9 protein-coding genes and 2 pseudogenes are annotated in these 18,306 nt (G+C 60.4%); 3 read left to right on the plus strand and 8 right to left on the minus strand.

Features of this window, described 5'->3' with window-relative positions; all coding sequences use genetic code 11:
* The first annotated feature begins 344 nt into the window (after nt 1-344).
* Together ASG67_RS09840 and ASG67_RS09845 are read left to right on the plus strand one after the other, a co-directional pair.
* A complete protein-coding gene (locus tag ASG67_RS09840) occupies nt 345-3,350 on the plus strand; it encodes a TonB-dependent receptor (protein ID WP_235535139.1) in 3,006 nt (1,001 codons plus the stop codon).
* A gap of 379 nt (nt 3,351-3,729) precedes the next feature.
* Nucleotides 3,730-4,074 carry a hypothetical protein gene (locus ASG67_RS09845; protein WP_156460726.1) on the plus strand — a complete coding sequence of 115 codons (345 nt, stop codon included), beginning with the start codon at nt 3,730-3,732 and terminating at the stop codon, nt 4,072-4,074.
* A 635-nt stretch (nt 4,075-4,709) separates the two neighbouring features.
* Here the strand turns inward: ASG67_RS09845 and ASG67_RS09850 are convergent.
* The 7 genes from ASG67_RS09850 to ASG67_RS09875 form a co-directional block, all read right to left on the minus strand.
* Nucleotides 4,710-6,320: a glycoside hydrolase family 36 protein gene (locus ASG67_RS09850; protein WP_162244340.1), complete on the minus strand. Its 1,611-nt coding sequence runs from the start codon at nt 6,318-6,320 to the stop codon at nt 4,710-4,712.
* A gap of 339 nt (nt 6,321-6,659) precedes the next feature.
* Nucleotides 6,660-9,539 carry a TonB-dependent receptor gene (locus tag ASG67_RS09855; protein WP_056528962.1) on the minus strand — a complete coding sequence of 960 codons (2,880 nt, stop codon included), beginning with the start codon at nt 9,537-9,539 and terminating at the stop codon, nt 6,660-6,662.
* Between the two features lie 499 nt (nt 9,540-10,038).
* Entirely contained in the window at nt 10,039-10,728 is a 690-nt protein-coding gene (locus ASG67_RS18300; protein ID WP_235535140.1) for an alpha/beta hydrolase family esterase, read from the minus strand.
* A gap of 130 nt (nt 10,729-10,858) precedes the next feature.
* Nucleotides 10,859-12,406 (minus strand): DHA2 family efflux MFS transporter permease subunit, encoded by a 1,548-nt coding sequence (locus ASG67_RS09860; RefSeq protein WP_056528965.1) that lies wholly within the window; start codon nt 12,404-12,406, stop codon nt 10,859-10,861.
* Nucleotides 12,406-13,596 carry an efflux RND transporter periplasmic adaptor subunit gene (locus ASG67_RS09865; RefSeq protein WP_056528969.1) on the minus strand — a complete coding sequence of 397 codons (1,191 nt, stop codon included), beginning with the start codon at nt 13,594-13,596 and terminating at the stop codon, nt 12,406-12,408. The genes ASG67_RS09860 and ASG67_RS09865 overlap by 1 nt, the downstream gene beginning before the upstream one ends.
* A complete protein-coding gene (locus ASG67_RS09870) occupies nt 13,593-14,996 on the minus strand; it encodes an efflux transporter outer membrane subunit (RefSeq protein ID WP_056528972.1) in 1,404 nt (467 codons plus the stop codon). Before ASG67_RS09870 ends, ASG67_RS09865 begins: the two co-directional genes overlap by 4 nt.
* A complete protein-coding gene (locus ASG67_RS09875; protein WP_056529275.1) occupies nt 14,993-15,448 on the minus strand; it encodes a MarR family winged helix-turn-helix transcriptional regulator in 456 nt (151 codons plus the stop codon). Before ASG67_RS09875 ends, ASG67_RS09870 begins: the two co-directional genes overlap by 4 nt.
* 1,064 nt (nt 15,449-16,512) lie before the next feature.
* On the opposite strand from ASG67_RS09875, the pseudogene ASG67_RS09880 reads away from it, so the two are divergent.
* Nucleotides 16,513-16,874: pseudogene (locus ASG67_RS09880) on the plus strand (transposase); the annotation flags it as partial.
* Nucleotides 16,875-17,213: 339 nt separating this feature from the next.
* On the opposite strand, the pseudogene ASG67_RS09885 reads toward ASG67_RS09880, so the two are convergent.
* Nucleotides 17,214-18,240 (minus strand): annotated as a pseudogene (locus ASG67_RS09885) (IS110 family transposase).
* Nucleotides 18,241-18,306: the final 66 nt, after the last annotated feature.

Raw genomic sequence — 18,306 nt, forward strand, 5'->3', positions numbered from 1 at the left:
CGACACCCAACTTTGCCGCCGGCACCGGGACGTTAATATATTACCCCATTAGAGAGCTAAGCTTTGGTCGATTTGCCAGCGACACCAACGCGTTATCGAACCAGATCACGAGAATATCCAGCATCGTCTCGAACTCGGGGGTCGCTTTTTGTACGTGGCATTCGCTCCGCATCTGCGACAGCAGGAGGTCAACCCGCAGAGCACCTATACAATTAAGACCAATAGGATGAGCCGAATAGGACGGTAAAATACAGCGTCTCTGCTTCGAGCATCTTCTTGACTCGAATGATAAGATGTATGACAACATATTCAGGCCAGACAAATGGCGGACGAGAGGGGATGTTGTGAAAAAGTCGATCCTGAAAGGCGCGGTCGCGTCAGGCGTGATGGTGTTCATGCTGACGGGCACGGCTGCTGCGGCGCAGTCGGCCACAAGCCAGTCGACGACGGAGCAGCCGACGACATCGTCGCCGCAAGGAGCGGTGCCGCCGAGCACGACACCCGACAGCGCCGCCACCCGCGCCCCGCAGACGGATGTGCCGACAGCCACCGGTTCTTCGTCTGGACCTACGACCGAGGAGGCTGGAGAAGACATCGTCGTCACCGGTTTTCGGCGCAGTCTGGCGGAAGGCCTGGAACTGAAACGCGAAGCGGTCGGTGTCCGCGATTCGATCGTCGCCGAGGATATCGGCAAGTTCCCCGAGGCGAACGTAGCCGATTCACTGCAACGCATCCCAGGTGTAATCCTGAGCCGCGACGGTGCGTCGAACGAAGGACAACGGATCAGCATCCGCGGGCTGGGGTCGGACTTTACCGTCACCACGATAAACATGGCACCGGTGCGTACCACCTCCTCGCTTGACGCAGGTGGATCGTCACGCAACTTCAATTACGATGTGTTCCCCTCCGAACTGTTCGGGCGTGTAGATGTTTACAAAACCCCGCTCGCCAATCTGGAAGAAGGTGGCATCGGCGGCAATGTCGATCTCCAAACGCCGCGACCATTCGACAGCAAGGGGCGCGTGATCCGTTACACAGCGCAGGCAAATTACAATACCCAGTCGAAGCAGTGGGGGCCGCGTGGCTCGCTGCTACTGAGCGACACGGTCGGCAACTTCGGCGCGCTGCTCGGTGTCGCCTATTCGCGCACGGTGAACGAACGCTCGGGGTTTCAGTCGACCGGCGGCTACAACTCGTCAGTGATCGGATCGGGCGGGTACCGCACGCCGGCAGGGCAAACCCGGCCACCGGTCGGACCGTTCGAGTTTCAGTTGGATACCAATAATCCGCGCGCCAATCTAGGCGGGCTGACCGCTGCTCAGGTCAACAACGGCCTTCTGCCACGTTTCTACCGAGTGTTCGCGTCGGACAACGACCGCGAGCGCTTGGGACTCGTTGGTTCGCTTCAGTATAAGAGCGATCGCCTCGACGTCAGCGTCGATGGTATCTATTCGCACCTGAAGGATATCGGCAACGAATATACTTGGGGTGTGGCGGTGCGTAACAGCCGCACGACCGCGACGACGACCGACCTGCCGGGGCGCGGCACCAATTCTGGCATCATCCCACTAGGCGTGCAGCTCGACGAGTACAACAACCTCTACGGCACGTTCGGCAACACCAATATCGTAACCGAAAGCCTCTACCGAACCAGCGAGACCAAGTTCCGATACGGCATCGTTCGCGCCGCTTATGACGTGACCAACCGGCTTAAGGTTTCCGCGCAGGGCAACCTGAGCGACAGCCGTGCCTATAAGGAAGGGAACCGGATCGCGAGCAACATATATGGCGCCACGACGACGTTCGATCCGACCGGCAACGTCACCTACCCGACAATCACATCCACGACCGATCCCACCAACCCGCGAAACTATACGGTACCGACGTTGGGGTTCACCCGCGACGACGAGATCGACAAACAGCGAACCGCTCGCGCGCTCGCCGACTGGCGACTGGTTGACGAAGACGATCGGTTGTTCACTCTTCGATTGGGTGGCAGCTATGTTTCGACGGTCAAGGAAATCCAGCGGCGCGACGGCAGTAATATTGCAGCCAGCCGGGCACTGCCGGGCGGCGGGACGTTCCGCACGATCGACGTCTTCGCGAACATGAATTCGACGATCCCTATTGGGCCGCTCCGCAATGGCGGCAACTCCGGTTTCCCTTCACAGTTCGCCACGTTCCCGCGCAGCTTTGTCGAAGGCACGCTTGACGCGCACGGATCAAACATTGCAGCGCCGATACAGCTGAACGGCGCATTCCGGGCCGAAGAACAGGTATCGACCGGATTCTTTGAGGTCGATTTCAAGATGCCGCTGTTGGGCAGCGAACTACGCGGCAATGCCGGATTGCGCTATTCAGATACCAAGACAGTCGTCGATAACTTCGTGGCTAATGGACGCGGCGGTTTCGACCCAGCCAACCGGCGCGGCGGGTATGACAACTGGCTGCCGTCAGCCAGCCTCGCCTTCGATGTGCGCCAGAACATCACGCTGCGCGCGTCGGCGGGCCAGACGATAACGCGGAATGCGCTGTCGACGATCGCCGGCAGCACGCTGATCCCGAATCCGTTCAACGCAGACGTGACCGTCGGCAATCCCGATCTGCGGCCTCAGCTCGCTTCACAGTATGATGCGGTTGCGGAATGGTATTTTGCGCCAGGTGCGCTGCTGAGCGTAGGCGTATTCAAAAAGGATATCACCGATCAGCCATTTGCGGTGCAAGACTTCGTCTCCTTCGGCTCGCTCGGCGTTCCCGCGAGCGTCTTCAACGCAATATCGTTGGGCTTCCCAAACGGGGTGATCCCGGCGGATTTCCAAATCCGCCGTACGATCATCATCAACCAGAATCAGCTGAAGCTGAAGGGGCTGGAGGTCGCGTATCAACAGAACTTCACTTTCCTGCCCAAACCTTTCGATGGGCTGGGCGTAACCAGCAGCTTCACGCTGATCGACCAACAGGGCGCCGATTTCGTCTCGCTGGCGTCGGGCAAGCGGACGTCGATCCAGACGGTGCCCGATTATTCGTACAGTATTACCGGTTTCTACGAGAAAGGACCGCTCTCGATCCGCGGATCGTACAATTACCGTGCCAAGACGGGTCAATCCAACGTCAACACTGGCAATGACCAAATCCCCTATACGGCGCCGCAGGGCTTTCTTGATGGAACGGTTAGTTTCCGGCTCAATGACTATGTCGAATTCCGAGTCGATGCGCTCAATCTAACGAATACGAATGTGTACACGTATTACGACAACCCGGATCAGCCCAGCGGTAACGGCAAATCTCGACGCGACAACTCGTTTTTCAACGGCACGACCATCTCATTTGGCGTGAGAGGCAAGTTTTGAGGCTCCCTCATAGTGATCCGAAGCGTGGCGGGGTGTTGTTCGGCTGGCGACGACCCGCCTGCCTCCCATCCGCTGCCCTGAACTCAGCATAAATCTCCGACTTGATCGACTGTGGCGTCGCCTTCCGGCGACGTCGTCCTGTTATGATGACGAGCAAGGCAAAAGCGCAGGGGTGCCGATGACGGGACTCTTCCCGCATCGTCGTCTTTGGGCCATCGTGAAGCGGTTATTACCGCCTTCGCAACCGACCGTTGCGCGCAGAGCAATATCAACAACTGCCGAATCAACGGGGTAGTCTAACCCGACTATCCCATGCTCCTATCCGTCGCAGGTCATACAAATCCACTGCCTTGACCGGCCAACTGCACGATGCGAAGATTTGCCGATCAGCTATCTAGCGCTGGGAATGGTTTCAGATCGCAAAGCCTTCATAATCGCCATTCGGGCATTTGCCCTAGCCGGGAAACTGGGCGACCATCTTACGGTAATCGGCTACGGCCCACACCGCAGGTGCTTGAAAAAGTGGGCCGTCATGCTGGGGATCGATGCGATCATGACCTTTGCCGAAGCCGACTTTAGTGGCGTTGCCGATCTCACAGCTTACGATGTTGTGATCGGGATGCCGCGATATGCTGACTGGCAGCCCGATTTCCGCGAAACGAGCTTTTCAAAGGTCTCAGCATTATATCAATCAGGCTGGCAGGGACCACTACTAATCTCCTAAACAATTGCCAGCACAGCAGAGCGATTGGATCGAATGATATATTGGCTCTCGGCAAAGCTATGTTGGCCGTGAGACGATCAGATATTGATCTGTCCGCGATAACCTGACCGGACCATGTCTAGGGGGCGATTTCCGGATGCGAAGCTTCGCTTCCGCCTTAACGCGATCACCAACAACCACTGCACCTTCGGGCCGTCCGTCGGGCAAGGCCGTGGCGCCAGTCTGACGGCTGGCCTACTAAGTGGCGCTGAAGAAGCTCAATGGCCGCCCGTCCGCCTCGCTAACGACATGCAGCCCATCGACAATCTCAAGCGAAGCCTTAAAATTTGGCACTGCCGATCAGTCGTCCAAGGCCCCTTTCATAACCAGCATGCTCAATGCCGTGCGGGATAGGTTCGGGTAGATCGTATCGATCATAACGGCCTTAGCCGCTGCTTTCGCTGCTATATATCTAAGGCACCGACTACCAGATATGCCAACTCCGCTGGTACGCACCGACATAGGCTGGTTCGAGCATGCCTTGGAAGACCGCTAACCAATGTCGCGCCGATCACGACAAGTTTAGCCGCCGGCGTTACCGCCTGACCCAGTGGCAGATGTGCTTGGCGAACTGCCGTGTCCTGCAGACCGCGGAGTTAGTGTCGTGTCAGCGACACCCGACCCAAAACGGGGACGTCCAGCATGTGGGGGCCAGCACCCAAACGGATCGTCTGCGGTGGTAATGATTGACCGACCGCGTTGGTCTTTATCATACGATAGCTTGCCGTCGGCCCGACGATGTTGACTAGCACCCGGGGTGACGCAGTTGCATTGACGATCTCGACGATGGGCATCGTAGAATCAACGTCGACCAGTCGCGGCGCGTAAAGTCCCACGATCTGCTTGGTCGGTCCGGTGGCGCGGATCAGATCATAGTTGCCCCGGATGCCTTCGGGCGCGAAACGGCCGTCCATCAGCACGCCGCGATTGGCGCGCCAATAGTCCAGATAGTTTTTGAGCATCATCGCATGGTCTTCGTCGACCTCGGCGAGACGCATAGATACCTGCGGGACACCGAACATCGTATCCCAAAGCTGCACCGCTGCCTGTTCGACGGGATCGTCCGCGTTCCAGACGATCGGGTCGGCGTGGACCGGCGTCGATCCCGCCAACAGGCGCAGATCGACGATACGCTGTCGATTGAGGATCGACGTGTTCGGCGCATCAGAGGCACGCAACATATTGCCGTATTTGCGGATCAGCGGACCCGTATAAGGTTGCCGAAACTCAATCAGCACGTCGCGCCGGGCCGATCGCAATGTATGCATGATGTCGGTCATCAGTCGATCCACGGCATCGTACACCGATGCATAATCGCGGCCATCCGCGGCGGTGAGCACCGTGGCGTCGTCGCTCTTGAGCATGTCGATAAAATCGAGCTTCAGCCCATCCCATCCCCATTCGGCCACTGCGCGGCGGAATGTCTCCACCAGATAGGCGCGAACCTCGGGATATCGGGGATCAAGCACGTTCGTCGATTGCTCGGCCCAGTGACGCAGGAACTTGCCTTTGAACCGCGCATACGCTTCCGACCGGTCGCCAACGAGCGGGACCGAAAACCAGAGCATACCCTTCATCCCACGACCATGCAGGTAGTCGGTGAAGCCGCGCATGTTGCGCAACCGAACCGGTTTCCAGTCGCCGGCATAGGCATATCCGCGATTGCCATCGTTCGTTTGCCAACCGTCATCGACGATCAGCACTTTGAATCCGAGATCCCGCGCGGCGTCCGCCTCGGCCTTCATCAACGTATCGGGTACGTCCTGATGATAGCTGTACCAGCTCGAATCCAGCGGTTCGCGGGCGTCGGCGGGAATGAGCGTGGGCTGATAGCCTTTCTGGCGAGACCACCATTGGCCCACGTCTCGCAGACTGTCGTAGAACGGCAATGGCCGACGATCGAAACGAAGGTCGACGCTATAGGTCGCAACCGGGTCATGACGCTCAGCCATAATCCGCGCAGTGCCGTAAACGCGAACGTCCTCCTCGCGCAGCTTGGCTGCCAGTGTCAGCGGATTCAAGGCGTCCGACACCGCGATCGTTAGCCGATTCTGCTCGCCGCGACCGAAGAGTGTCAGGACAGGAGCGTTACCCGTAAGGCTGGCTGGCACCACGGCCGCATCGAAATCGGCGGTTATCTCTCGCCCCGCCGATGCTGACGGCGTCCACATGCCAGCCATGTCGACCGACGGCAGGGACCAACGCACCGTGATGGTCGGCGGAGGGGCCGGTGAATTGCGGGACAGGCTGATCGTGAGAACCTCGACACCGTCCTCAAGTCTGCGGATCGCCGTTCTCATTCGGAAACCGGCGAGATCGCCGTGAAGCGTGACGGGAATATCGGCAACTGTCGCGGTACCTATCCGGGCATCAGCCGCTGCCGCCACTTGCGGCGCCGGGGATGCCGAGGATGCCGAGGCGAGCGTAACCCCCGACGTGGATAGCAAGATAACCGCTAGGCAGCGTTTGATGCTCGACGTGCGCCGCATTGCCATCTTCCTTGCCGAAGGAATGATGCCGCCACTCTGACTGGCGGCATCTGTAGATCAGAACTTGGCCCGGACGCCGACATTGTAACGAGCACCGGTTTCCTGCAGCAGCAGGAAGCGCTCTTCGATCGCCGACCATTCGTGGATACGACGATTGAGCACGTTGACGCCCTGAACGTAGACCTGGAAGTTTGGCGTCACATCATACCCGACATTGAAATCGAGCTGCCCATAAGCCGAACGGTTACGCGGCCGCGACTGATCCGACCGGCAGGCCCGCAAATAGTCCGACCGCCAGTTGTAAGAAGTGCGCGCAGAGATACCGAATTTTTCATAGAACACGCTGCCATTGGCCGAATGCGGCGACAGGCCGTTATAGCCGCAATCATAATCAATCAGTGAAACGTCACGCTTGGCCTTGCTTTCGACATAGGTATAGTTGCCCGCGACGCCGAAACCGGATGCGAAACCTGGCAGCCAGTCGAGCGCATACTGACCACCTACTTCGATACCACGGATGTATCCCGTCTGGCCGTTGCGCGTACGCGTATCCTGGAACGTCCGACCGAACCTTTGGACCGGCACGGTTTGCAATTCCAGGAAATCGCTAAGCGTCTTATAGAAGCCGCCCACGCTGATATAGCTGACCGAATTCAGATACCATTCCAGCGAAACATCGTAGTTATTCGACTTGAACGGTGCGAGCGCTGGATTCCCTCCCGACGACAGCGGCACCGACACACGGCCACCAAAGCTATTATTGACCCCCAAATCGGTCAGTGTTGGTCGCGTGATCATCTGCGAGAACGCCGCGCGGGCGAGGAGTTTCTGCGTTAGATTAAACCGGACGTTCGCCGAGGGTAGCGCATTAACATAACTGTTGCTGACCGAGATCGGCGTTACCTGGCCGTACGTATATTGCAGCGTGTCGTCGCCCGGTGTCGTCGTGATGCTGGTGACCGGCTGATTGAAGCCGCGTGACACGGTCTGCGTACGGATCACGCGCACACCGGCGTTACCGCTCCAATTCTCGCCACCGAACTGCATCGCGATGTAACCTGCGAGCAGTTTCTCTTCGACGTCCGACCGCGCGCCAAGATCTTCACGCGTGCCGAACGGACCGCCCGGCAATGCCAGCAACCGGGCCGCTTCCGCTGCCTGCTGCGCTGCTGTCCGCCCCTGCCGCGCACGCGCCAAGTTCGTGGGATTGGACAGGAAGGCAATGACCGCCTTCGGATCGTATGTGATAAAGGCGGACGGCGCATTCTGGGCGCCGGATGCCCCCGACAAGAAGTCATTCAGCTGAAACGGGCTGAGCAAAGACGTATCCATCGGGATGTCATAGCCGCAATAGGCGCAGCCGCCGTCTGAGTTGTTCTGGAAGCGCCGCAACTTGTTGCGCTCCGAATAGGAAAATCCGACCTTCACTCCCTGCAGAATGCTGTCCCGGATCTTGAAATCGCTGTCGAGATGGAATTCCGATCCCTTGTCGCGAACGCGATTGTCCTCGGCTCCGGTGTAGTGCGCCCGCATCAGGCTTGGATCGGTGATATTGCCGAAATTGGATGCGGTCGGCACATCGTCGCCCGGGTTCAAGTCAAACCGTGGACTGGACTGAGCGAGCGAACCGACCACCACAAAATTGGTCGGATTGCGCTGCTTTGCGCGCGTAGTTGACGCATCGAAGCGGATTTCTGCGTCGTCGGTCGGGTTCCACTTCAGGTTGCCACCGAACTGATACGTCTGCGTCAACCGATCGTTCAAATTGACGATGTTGTCGTTTTGCGAAAGCGACACGCTAGATGCCAGCGCGGGATTATTTGCCAAGAACTGCGTACCCGGACGGTTGAAGCCTGTCGCTGTGCCCGTACCGTCAACAGTCAGGCCGATATAAGGAGCGGAGTAAAAATTCGCGAAGATGTTGCGGTTGGTGTAGACATTGAACTTCGAATAGATGCCATCCACCGTGAGCAACAGCGTATCGGTCAGCTTCGCCTGCACGGCGCCGGCCACATTGATCCGTTCCCGCCGGTCGCGTTGCCGCACGAATGCCAAATTCTGCGGGACGTTAACTAATGCCGACGTCTGCGTGATCGCAGCCGGGGTCAGGCCGACCGAATTCGCATTACCGTTGACGACGTTCTGTTGTCCGTACAGCCAGCCATCCGTCTGGGTGTAATCGAGCTGGCTTTTGCGGTTTGTGTATGAACCCGACAGCACAATGCCGATCGTCTTCGCATCGTTGGTTAGCGATGTAACGGCCGACAGGTCGGGGCTGAACTTGTCGCGCAGCTTGTCGTAGATTGCGCCGGCGGATGCAGCGAGGTGGAAGCCGCTGCGGCCATCGAGCGGCCGAGCCGTGACGATATTGACGGTGGCGCCGATGCCACCTTCCTGCAGTTCCGGCACGCTCGACTTATAGACGTCGGTGCGCTGGATCATGTTGGATGACAGGACGTCGAACGAGAATTCTCGACCGGGGTTGTCGGTCGCCATCACGCGGCCATTGACCAGTACCGTATTGAATTCCGGCCCCAAGCCGCGAACCGTGATGAACTGGCCTTCGCCACCCGAACGGTCGATCGCGACGCCGGTGATGCGCTGGAGGGATTCGGCGATGTTGGCATCGGGAAATTTGCCGACGTCCTCTGCGGAAATGCTATCGACGATCAGGTTGGCGTCACGCTTCGTTCGTGCCGACGATGTGAGGCTGCCGCGAATACCGGTGACGACGATGTCAGCTTCGTCTGTTGTGGCGTTCTGCCCGGTCAGGTCGGGCTGGCCTGGCTCTGCGGCGGTCGATGTTGGCTCCTGGGGTGGCAGCCCGGCTGTGCCCTGAACCGCGCCCGCAGTCGGTGTCGTTTCGGTCTGTGCCATCAAGGGCGACGCACCGGCAAGCGCCGTCGTCAGCAAGCAAATTTTCACCGAAAATTTCATCAAGATCCCCTCCTGTTACGATCCTCGCGCCATCAGCCTAGCTTGTTAACGACGACGACTGCCGACGCTTCGCACTTAGGCCCGATCGGTTTTCCGACATGACAAGGGGAGGTTACGAGCGGTTACGGTATCTGTCCAGATTTTATTGCAATCCATTGCAGGATGGATCGTTCCCTGAAATTTCTGTGCAACAAATACAATTCCAATTAACATTCGGCTGCTGGCGCGCAGCGTGCGCGATGCGCTTTTGTGTTCGCCCGAGCCAAGCGATCACATCACGTAGGCCGCAGAAACCCGACATCACCGGGTCCTAGCGCGCCCTTTCAGCGCCGGTTCTGCGAAAAAAACGACCACATCACCTCGTTGTCGACGACCGACCAACTATGTGGCCCCCCGCGCAAGACACGCGCGGCGACGGTCACACCGCCACGGCAATGCGCGTAGCCCTGTTCGTAAAGTCTTGCGTCGATATTTCGAGTATATGGCTCAACGCAGCCGTTCAACGCCGCCCAGCGCTGCAAGGCCACCGTCTGCGAATATTGCCAATACGGCGCCCCGCCCCCTCAATGGGATTGGTAGTATCGGCGTCGCCAGAGAAAGCCAGCACGGGCAGCGGAGCCCGAGCTTTGCAGGTGGCCGGGTCTGCTCGCTTAGGATCAGACATCAGCGGACGCCCGGCCCGCAATCCAACAACCGGCGCGATGGCGGCAAAGCGGCGCGAAGCGACGCACCCTAGCCAAGAGACCATCCGCCCGCCACCCGACAGTCCTGTCGCATATATGCGCTTGTCGTCGACACATCCGGTCGCGACCAGACGGTCGAGAAAACCAGTGAGATAGGCGACATCGTTCCGCGCGCCTTTCGGGGGCAGCGCGCCGGTAACGGTCTGCACACCGGGAATATTCCAGACATAGCCACGCCCCGCTGTGATGCCACCATCTGGAGCGGCAACGACGAACCCGTGTCGATTGGCTAGATCGGCAAGCTGGCTATCGCGCAGCATCTCAACGCCGCTGCTTGTGCTGCCGTGCAACAGAATAACCAGCGGCATGGGAAACGGGAAAGGCGTAACCGGCAGATGTATTTCTGCGCGCTCGGGAAGAGCGTCAAGCGCACCCATGCGGCATTCGGCCATGCCAGCGCTGGAGAACAAACATGCAATCAGCGCGAAGATGCGGAAAAGAGCCATGCCTGCAAAGCTAGAGCGCGAATGTGGTGGCGCCTACCGCTATTGTGATGGCGTCAAGCGGGCGCTCAAAGTCCTTTTGCATTTTAGACGCCATGAATTGCCGAAATCCACGTCGCTGACGCTTCGCACGTCAGTCCGCGGCAACCGGCCCCTGTGGCGGTGACGCCCGCCGGGTGAACCACACGACCACGACCATGATGAGGCACAGCCAGGCTGAGAGCCGAAACAGGTCGGTTGATGCGAGCAGATATGCTTGTCCCACCATCTGCCGCGTCACGACCGCCGCTGACTGTACATCGGTCAGCCCCAACCTCCCGATCGCCCCAGACGCCATTTGATAGGGCGTGCCGTTCCCGACCGCGTCAGACAGCCGGCTTTGATGCAGAGCCTCACGGCGATCCCACGCCGTCGTGATAAGCGACGCAGCGAAACTGCCGGCGGTGATGCGCGCAAAGTTGGATATGCCCGTGGCGGATGGCAGACGCTCTGCCGGGATGCGATCCAGCGAGATGGTGAGCATCGCCAGAAAGAACGTACTCATTGCGATCCCCTGCACCAATAAGGGCAGCATCAGATCCCGGAAACTGGCCCCCGTCGTGTAGCCGGAACGAAGATAGTAGGACAGACCAAACGCCGCGAATGCGATCGTCGCCATGATCCGCGCATCGACCCGTCCACTGAACTTAGCTACGAACGGGGTCAGCAGCACGGCCACGGCTCCGGACGGTGCGGCGACCAGGCCCGCCCACGTCGCGGTGTAGCCCATCTGTGTCTGCAACCATAACGGGAGCAGCAGCGTGTTGGCGAAGAACACCGCATAGCCAAGGCAAAAGGCGATCGTACCAATCGCAAAGTTCCGGCTCTTGAACAGCGACAGGTTTACCGCCGGATTGGCGTCGGTAAGCTCCCAGATCAGCCAGAATACGAATCCAATTGCGGCGAAGACGCTGGCGACGACAATGCGGTCGGACGCAAACCAGTCGTCATTCTTGCCGAGATCGAGAACGATCTGCAGCGCCCCGACCCACACCACGAGGGCGATCAGGCCGACCTGATCGATCGGCAGCTTACGGGTCGGCGTCTCTCGCGATTTCAGCCCTCTCCAACAGGTGGCCGCACAAAACAGGCCGAACGGCACGTTGATGAGGAAAATCCAGCTCCAATGATAATTATCGCTGATATACCCGCCAAGGATTGGCCCCATGATTGGGGCGACCAGCGTCGTCATCGACCAAATGCCGAGCGCGGTTCCGCGCTTTTCGGGTGGGAAGATCGCGATCAGCAATGCCTGGCTGCCGGGGATCATCGGTCCGGACACGGCGCCCTGAAGAATGCGGAAGCCGATCAGTGACGGCAGATTCCAGGCAATGCCGCACAGGAGCGACGCGATCGTGAACAGAAAAACGGAGGTGCAAAACGTCCGCACCACGCCGAACCGGCCCATCAACCAGCCGGTCAACGGCACGGCGACACCATTCGCGACGGCGAACGCGGTGACGATCCATGTCGAATTGTCGCTCGATACGCCGAGATTGCCGGCGATCGTCGGCAGCGAGACGTTGGCAATCGTACCATCCAGCACCTGCATGAAGGTGCCGAGCGCCAAAGCAAAGGCGACGAGAGCCAGCGCCCCGCCCTGGAGCGGCGGTGCTTCACCACCGGCGGGAGGACCGGCCATCAGCGGTTGGTCGCGAGTATCTGACGGATGCGTGCCTCGACCGCGGGATCGTTTGCGGCAGTGTTCAGGCCAGCATAGGCGGCGCGGGCCGGCTGTCCGACCCGCGGGCCAGAGGTATCAGCGGTGTCCACCGTCGCGGCGACCGATAGGCCAACGCGCAGGGGGTTCGCCTTCAGTTCGCGCGGATCGAGCACGATGCGGACGGGCACGCGCTGCGTGATCTTGATCCAGTTGCCGCTGGCATTCTGCGGCGGCAGCAGCGCGAAGGCGTTACCACTCCCTGCCCCCAGACCAGCCACCCGGCCGTGGAACAGCACATCGTCGCCGTACATGTCTGCGTGGATCGTCGCCCGCTGGCCGATGCGCAGGTTCCGAAGCTGCGTTTCACGGAAGTTAGCATCAACCCAGACGCGATCGAGCGGAACTACCGCCATCAACGGCGTACCGGCTGCAACCTGCTGACCAAGCTGGACGGTACGCTGCGCGACGACGCCGTCGATCGGGGCGGTGATATTCATATGCCCGCGTACAATTGCGGCACGGCGATAGGCGGCGATCGCGGCGAGGACGGCGGGATTGGTTTCGATCGTAGTGCCTTGAACTCCCGTGCGGGATTGCTGCTGACGGGTACGAGCTAGGTCGAGGTTCGCGACGGCCACGCGAACCTCGTCGGCGGCGTGGCTCAGTTCTTCGCCAGACACGGCCCCCTCAGCCGCGGCACCTTGGCGGCGAGCGTAATCGCTGCGGGCGCGGGCAAGCTGGGTTTGGGCCTGAACGATCTCGGCGCCGGCGGAATCGACCTTGGAAAACTCGGAACGGGTCGCGCGCACCGCCCGTGCCAGATCAGCCTCGGCGGAAGCGAGGCCGACATCCGCGGTAGCGGCGTCGAGTTCAATCAACGACTGCCCGGCCTTCACCGACTGCGTATTGTCTGCATGAATCGACAGGACCGTTCCCGGGTCGCGCGCGGTGATAGCAACCACGTCGCCAGCCACATATGCGTCATCGGTTTCCTCTTCAGGACTAGCCATCAAGACGTGGAAAACGAACCATATGATCGCACCGATCAGGATCGCCACACCGAGCAGCATCAGGCCGCGGCGACGAGCGCGCGGATTCCCCGATGTCGGCAAGACAGCAGGACCATGCACCGAAACGGGCGGGGTTGCGGGAGCGGACGTATCAGTCATCGGGTCGTGTCCTGTGAGAAGCCACCGCCGAGCGCGAGGACGAGCGCCACACGAGCCTGCGCTGCATCCACTGCCAGATTGGCGTCGTCCTGCGCAGCGGCCAGTTGGCGGACATCGTTGTCGATCAGGCCAAGTCGGCTATCGAGACCGCTGGATACGCGGATTGCGTTAAGCCGCCCGGTTTCAGCAAAACCTCTAACGACCTCGCGCTGGCGGACGCGGTCCTGTTCCAGCGCACCGATGCGGGCGATGGCATCCGCCGCTTGTCGGACAGAGCCGATCACCCGATCGTTATAATCAGCGGTAGCCAGATCGACGGCTGCAGTGGCGCCGGCCAGATCGGCGCGGAGCCGACCGTTATCGAAGATCGGCAGATGGATCGCCGGTCCGACGGCAGCATTACCGGCATCCGCCGAAAAGAGGTTACCTAGTCCGATCGCCTGAAGTCCTGCAGCGGCGGACAGATTGATATTAGGATAGAACGCGCGGCGCGCGACCAGACGCCCGGCCGCTGCCACCTCGATCCGGGCCTGCGCGGCTGCAATATCGGCGCGGCGCGACAGCAGATCGGCTGGCACTGTTACCGGCAGCGGCAATGCTGCGTCGAGCATGAGACCGGTCGGTGCGATCGAAGCGGGATAGTCAACGCCCCTACCCGCCAATGCTGCCAGCGCATTGCGCGCAAGCACCTGCGCCGCTTGCGCCCTGATCAGCGCCTGTCGCGCCTGAGCCAGCAGGGTAGCTGCGCCCTGCGCGTCCAGATTACTGGCAAGCCGGTTGCGGATACGAGCGTCGATCAATTTCACCGAGCGCGAGCGAGTGGCGATCGTATCGACCGCGATCCGCGCCTGCGCCTCTGCGCGAGCAAGATCGAGATAGGTCTGCACTACCGATCCAGCCAATGCTAGCCGAGCCGCCTGAAGATCGAGCACCGCAGCGCGGGCGGATGACCGCGCGCCAGCGATGGCCGCGTGTTGCCTTCCGAAGAGGTCAAGGTTCCAGGTCAGGTTCGCAAGCGCCGTGCCGACAAACCGAACCGATCCGCCATAGGGCGGCGGGATGATGTATTCGCCGCTGAGGCGGCTGACTTGACCCTGCCCATCGAACGTCAGATCGGGGCCGTCTTCCGCGCGGCGTTGCGACAACACCGCCTGAGCCTGCGCCACCCGCGCAAGCGCGGCAGACAGTGAAGGATTGCCGCTGGTGGCGTCGGCCACCAGCCGGTCGAGTTGCGGATCGCCAAAACCATGCCACCAGTCCGCCGCCATCAGCGGTGCTGGCGCACCGGTCAGGCCAAGAGCAGCCGGCTCCACTGGGGTGATCGCCTGGCGCGTTGCAGGGATTGCACACCCCGCGAGCAACATCGCGACGAACGGAGCGAAGCGAAGGACGCGCATCATGCGGCCTTCTTGGCCAACGTATCGCGCAATTTCTGCAAGAGCCCGATCATCGTCGCCACCTCCGGCGGGTCCCAGTCGGCCAGCCAATCGTTCCAGCGCGCCAGCACTTCCTGCTTGCAACGGAGCGCCACCGCTTCTCCCGTAGACGTCAATGCAAGATTGACGCAGCGACGATCCCCCGCCGTTCGTTCGCGCGTGATCCAGCCTTGCAGCTCCATCGCATCCACCAGACGCGTCATCGCACCCTTGTCGTGTCCAAGGTCTCGGGCCAATTCAGCCGCAGTATTGCCGCGACCGTACCAGATGGCGGCCAACGCCTGCCACTGCATCGCCGTCAGCCCTTCATTCGCAAAGATGCTCTCAAGTTGCGCACTACCCAGTTGATGAGTGCGACGGACAAGATAGCCGATCGAGCAATCCGGTGAGAACCCCGAGTCGTCGTAAAATCCCATAGTGGTTGCCTTGGCAACCATTGCCTGAGCAGGCAAATGGTTTTTGCACATTCTGTTAGTTCGCTCCGCGATCAGCCCCTCGCCTCGACTGTTCGTTCTGACCGTTGCTGCTCTTGCTTTCGAAAAGCGAAGCCACGCGAAATAGACCAGACGTAAGAACGAGGTGAGTGACCGTGCTACGGGTCTGGCAGATACACTCGTTAGCCCGTGCCCGGTCCGGCTTGCACTGCCATATCCCGGGCGTCGAATGCGTGCCGTGCTGACTAGGGTTCGGCACCTGTTGAGTTGCAGGGCGCAATCTTATTCAGGCTCTGCGAGGATACGACGGATGCGCCACCTCTATTTGCTGCCGGACGAGTAGACCGCGCGTCTGCAACCGTGCTCTCCCAAGAGCCATGGCAAGCCTCAAGTTGCCTACCGACGGGTTCTGAGCGGCATCATTGTCGTAAACGGGAACGGGCTCCGTTGGCGTGGCGCCCCGTGTGCTTAGTCCGCACAAGGCGCTGTCCGACAAGCGGAAGCGATGGAGCGAACGACGTGTCTTCCCACGCATGATGGAGGGGCTGGCATCCGCGGATGCCGAACCAAGAACTGCCATAGTCAGCGCGACTTGTTCGAAGGCACACCGCGGCATAGAGCCTGCGGGTTACAAAGAAGATTTCGTCCGTCTGATCATTGGCACGAAAGTTGGGGTGAACATCGAGCCACGCGCCGTAGTGATGTAGGCGAGCTGCTCTTGGACTTCGTCATGACCGCCGGGCCGTTCAGCGACTACCCACTCGCGATAACATTGCTCGGCGACCTGCTCAAGACGCAGTGGCTGAACGGCGACTACGGCCGTGATGCCGACTGGTTCAAGGACGCTTAGGAGCCTAAGCACCCAACACTGCATCCTAGGGTCAGGACCCATTGATGTGAGCGTCGCGATCTGATTCAGGCTCCGTGAGGAGACCGGGATGAGCGACCTGTTTTGGCTGACGGACGAGCAGATCGAGCGGCTGNTAGGGTCAGGACCCATTGATGTGAGCGTCGCGATCTGATTCAGGCTCCGTGAGGAGACCGGGATGAGCGACCTGTTTTGGCTGACGGACGAGCAGATCGAGCGGCTGCGGCCGTTCTTCCCAAAGAGCCATGGCAAGCCTCGGGTGGATGACGGGCGGGTGCTGAGCGGCATCGTCTTCGTCAACCGCAACGGGCTGCGCTGGCGAGATGCGCCCAGCGTCTATGGTCCCCACAAGACGCTGTATAACCGGTGGAAGCGCTGGRGCGAGCGAGGCGTGTTCACGCGCATGATGGAGGGGCTAGCTGCGGGCAATGCCGTGCTGACGACCGTCATGATCGACGCGACCCCGGCCTTCGCCGGGGCAGGCTCTACCTGAAGGCGCACCGCACGGCATCGAGCCTGCGGGTTAAACGTATGGCTCGCCCCGTCGGCAAGCGGTTTGTGTCTAATATTCTGAGCAGTCTGCGAAAACGTATCCGGCCTTTCGACGCGAGGTCGTTGGCCAANAAACGTATGGCTCGCCCCGTCGGCAAGCGGTTTGTGTCTAATATTCTGAGCAGTCTGCGAAAACGTATCCGGCCTTTCGACGCGAGGTCGTTGGCCAAGATGGAGATCCGCGCGTCCTGGTCCTCATAAAGGGGCCGGCATCGAGTGCCATTTTAAGCCATAGGGTTCCAGGTCACCGGTCGACTGTCAGGCCATCTTTCACTTACCTCCCGCAGACATCATCCAGCCGGTGCAAGGTGCATCGGCTGATCTCATTCACGCCGCCTGTGCGGCTGGATCGTAGGTGCGCTCATGACGCAGCAGCGCCCAGACGATGCGCGCCATCTTGGCTGCCAGCGCCACCACGACGGTGTTGTGATGGGAACGTGACAAAAGGCCGCGCAGCCAGGCGCCAAGTCGTGTGTCGCTCTTGCTCATCGTGGGCAGTGATGCGCGGGCACCCTGGATCAGGTTTTTCCGCAGATAGCGGCTTCCGCGCTTGGTGATGCCGAGCAACCGCGGTTTACCCCCGGTCGTCGCTTGACGGGGCACGAGCCCAAGCCAGGCGGCAAGATCCCTGCCGCGTCCGAAAGTTCGAGCATCGCCAACTGCAGCTACCAGCGCCGTCGCGTTCAGCGCGCCGATGCCAGGAATAGTCAGGAGGCGCCGCGTTCGCTCATCCGAGCGGGCAGCCTCGGTAAACTCGGCATTGAGATCTGCGATCCGGTCATCAAGGGCAATCCAGCGCAAACGCATATCCCTGACGAGCCGGTGGATACGAGAGCCCAGCACTGGCTCGTCACCATCGAGCATCTCACCCAGCCGGACGGCAAGCTTTGCGCGCCCTTGCGGGACGATGTAGCCGCGCTCCAGAAGGAGACTCCTGATCTGGTTCATTAGCGAGGTCCGATCACCGACAAGCTGGTCACGGATGCGATGCAGCGTTTGCATGTCGAGTTGTTCCTCGGTTTTCAACTCGACGAACCGCATGGTCGGCCGTGTTGCCGCTTCCGCGATCGCCTCAGCGTCGCGGTCGTCGTTCTTCTGCGCCTTAACGTATGGACGGACATATTCCGGCGACATCAGCCGAACGGCATGGCCTTGTCGTGCCAGCGCCCGTCCCATGTGATGAGCTCCGCAGCAGGCCTCCATCGCCACAACGCAAGCCGGCAGGCCTGCGGCGTATGTGATGACCGTGTCGCGGCGCATCCGTCGGCGGACGACGACCTTGCCGGTTGCATCAAGCCCAACCACGCTGCAGCTGTTCTTGCCCTAGATCAATTCCCAGAACCGATACGTCCATGACCTTCGCTCCTTCCTCAAACGACCTGCTGTCGTAGGATGACAACGATTCGGATAAGGGGCGAGC

The organism is Sphingomonas sp. Leaf339 (assembly GCF_001426195.1).
Taxonomy (GTDB): Bacteria; Pseudomonadota; Alphaproteobacteria; order Sphingomonadales; family Sphingomonadaceae; genus Sphingomonas.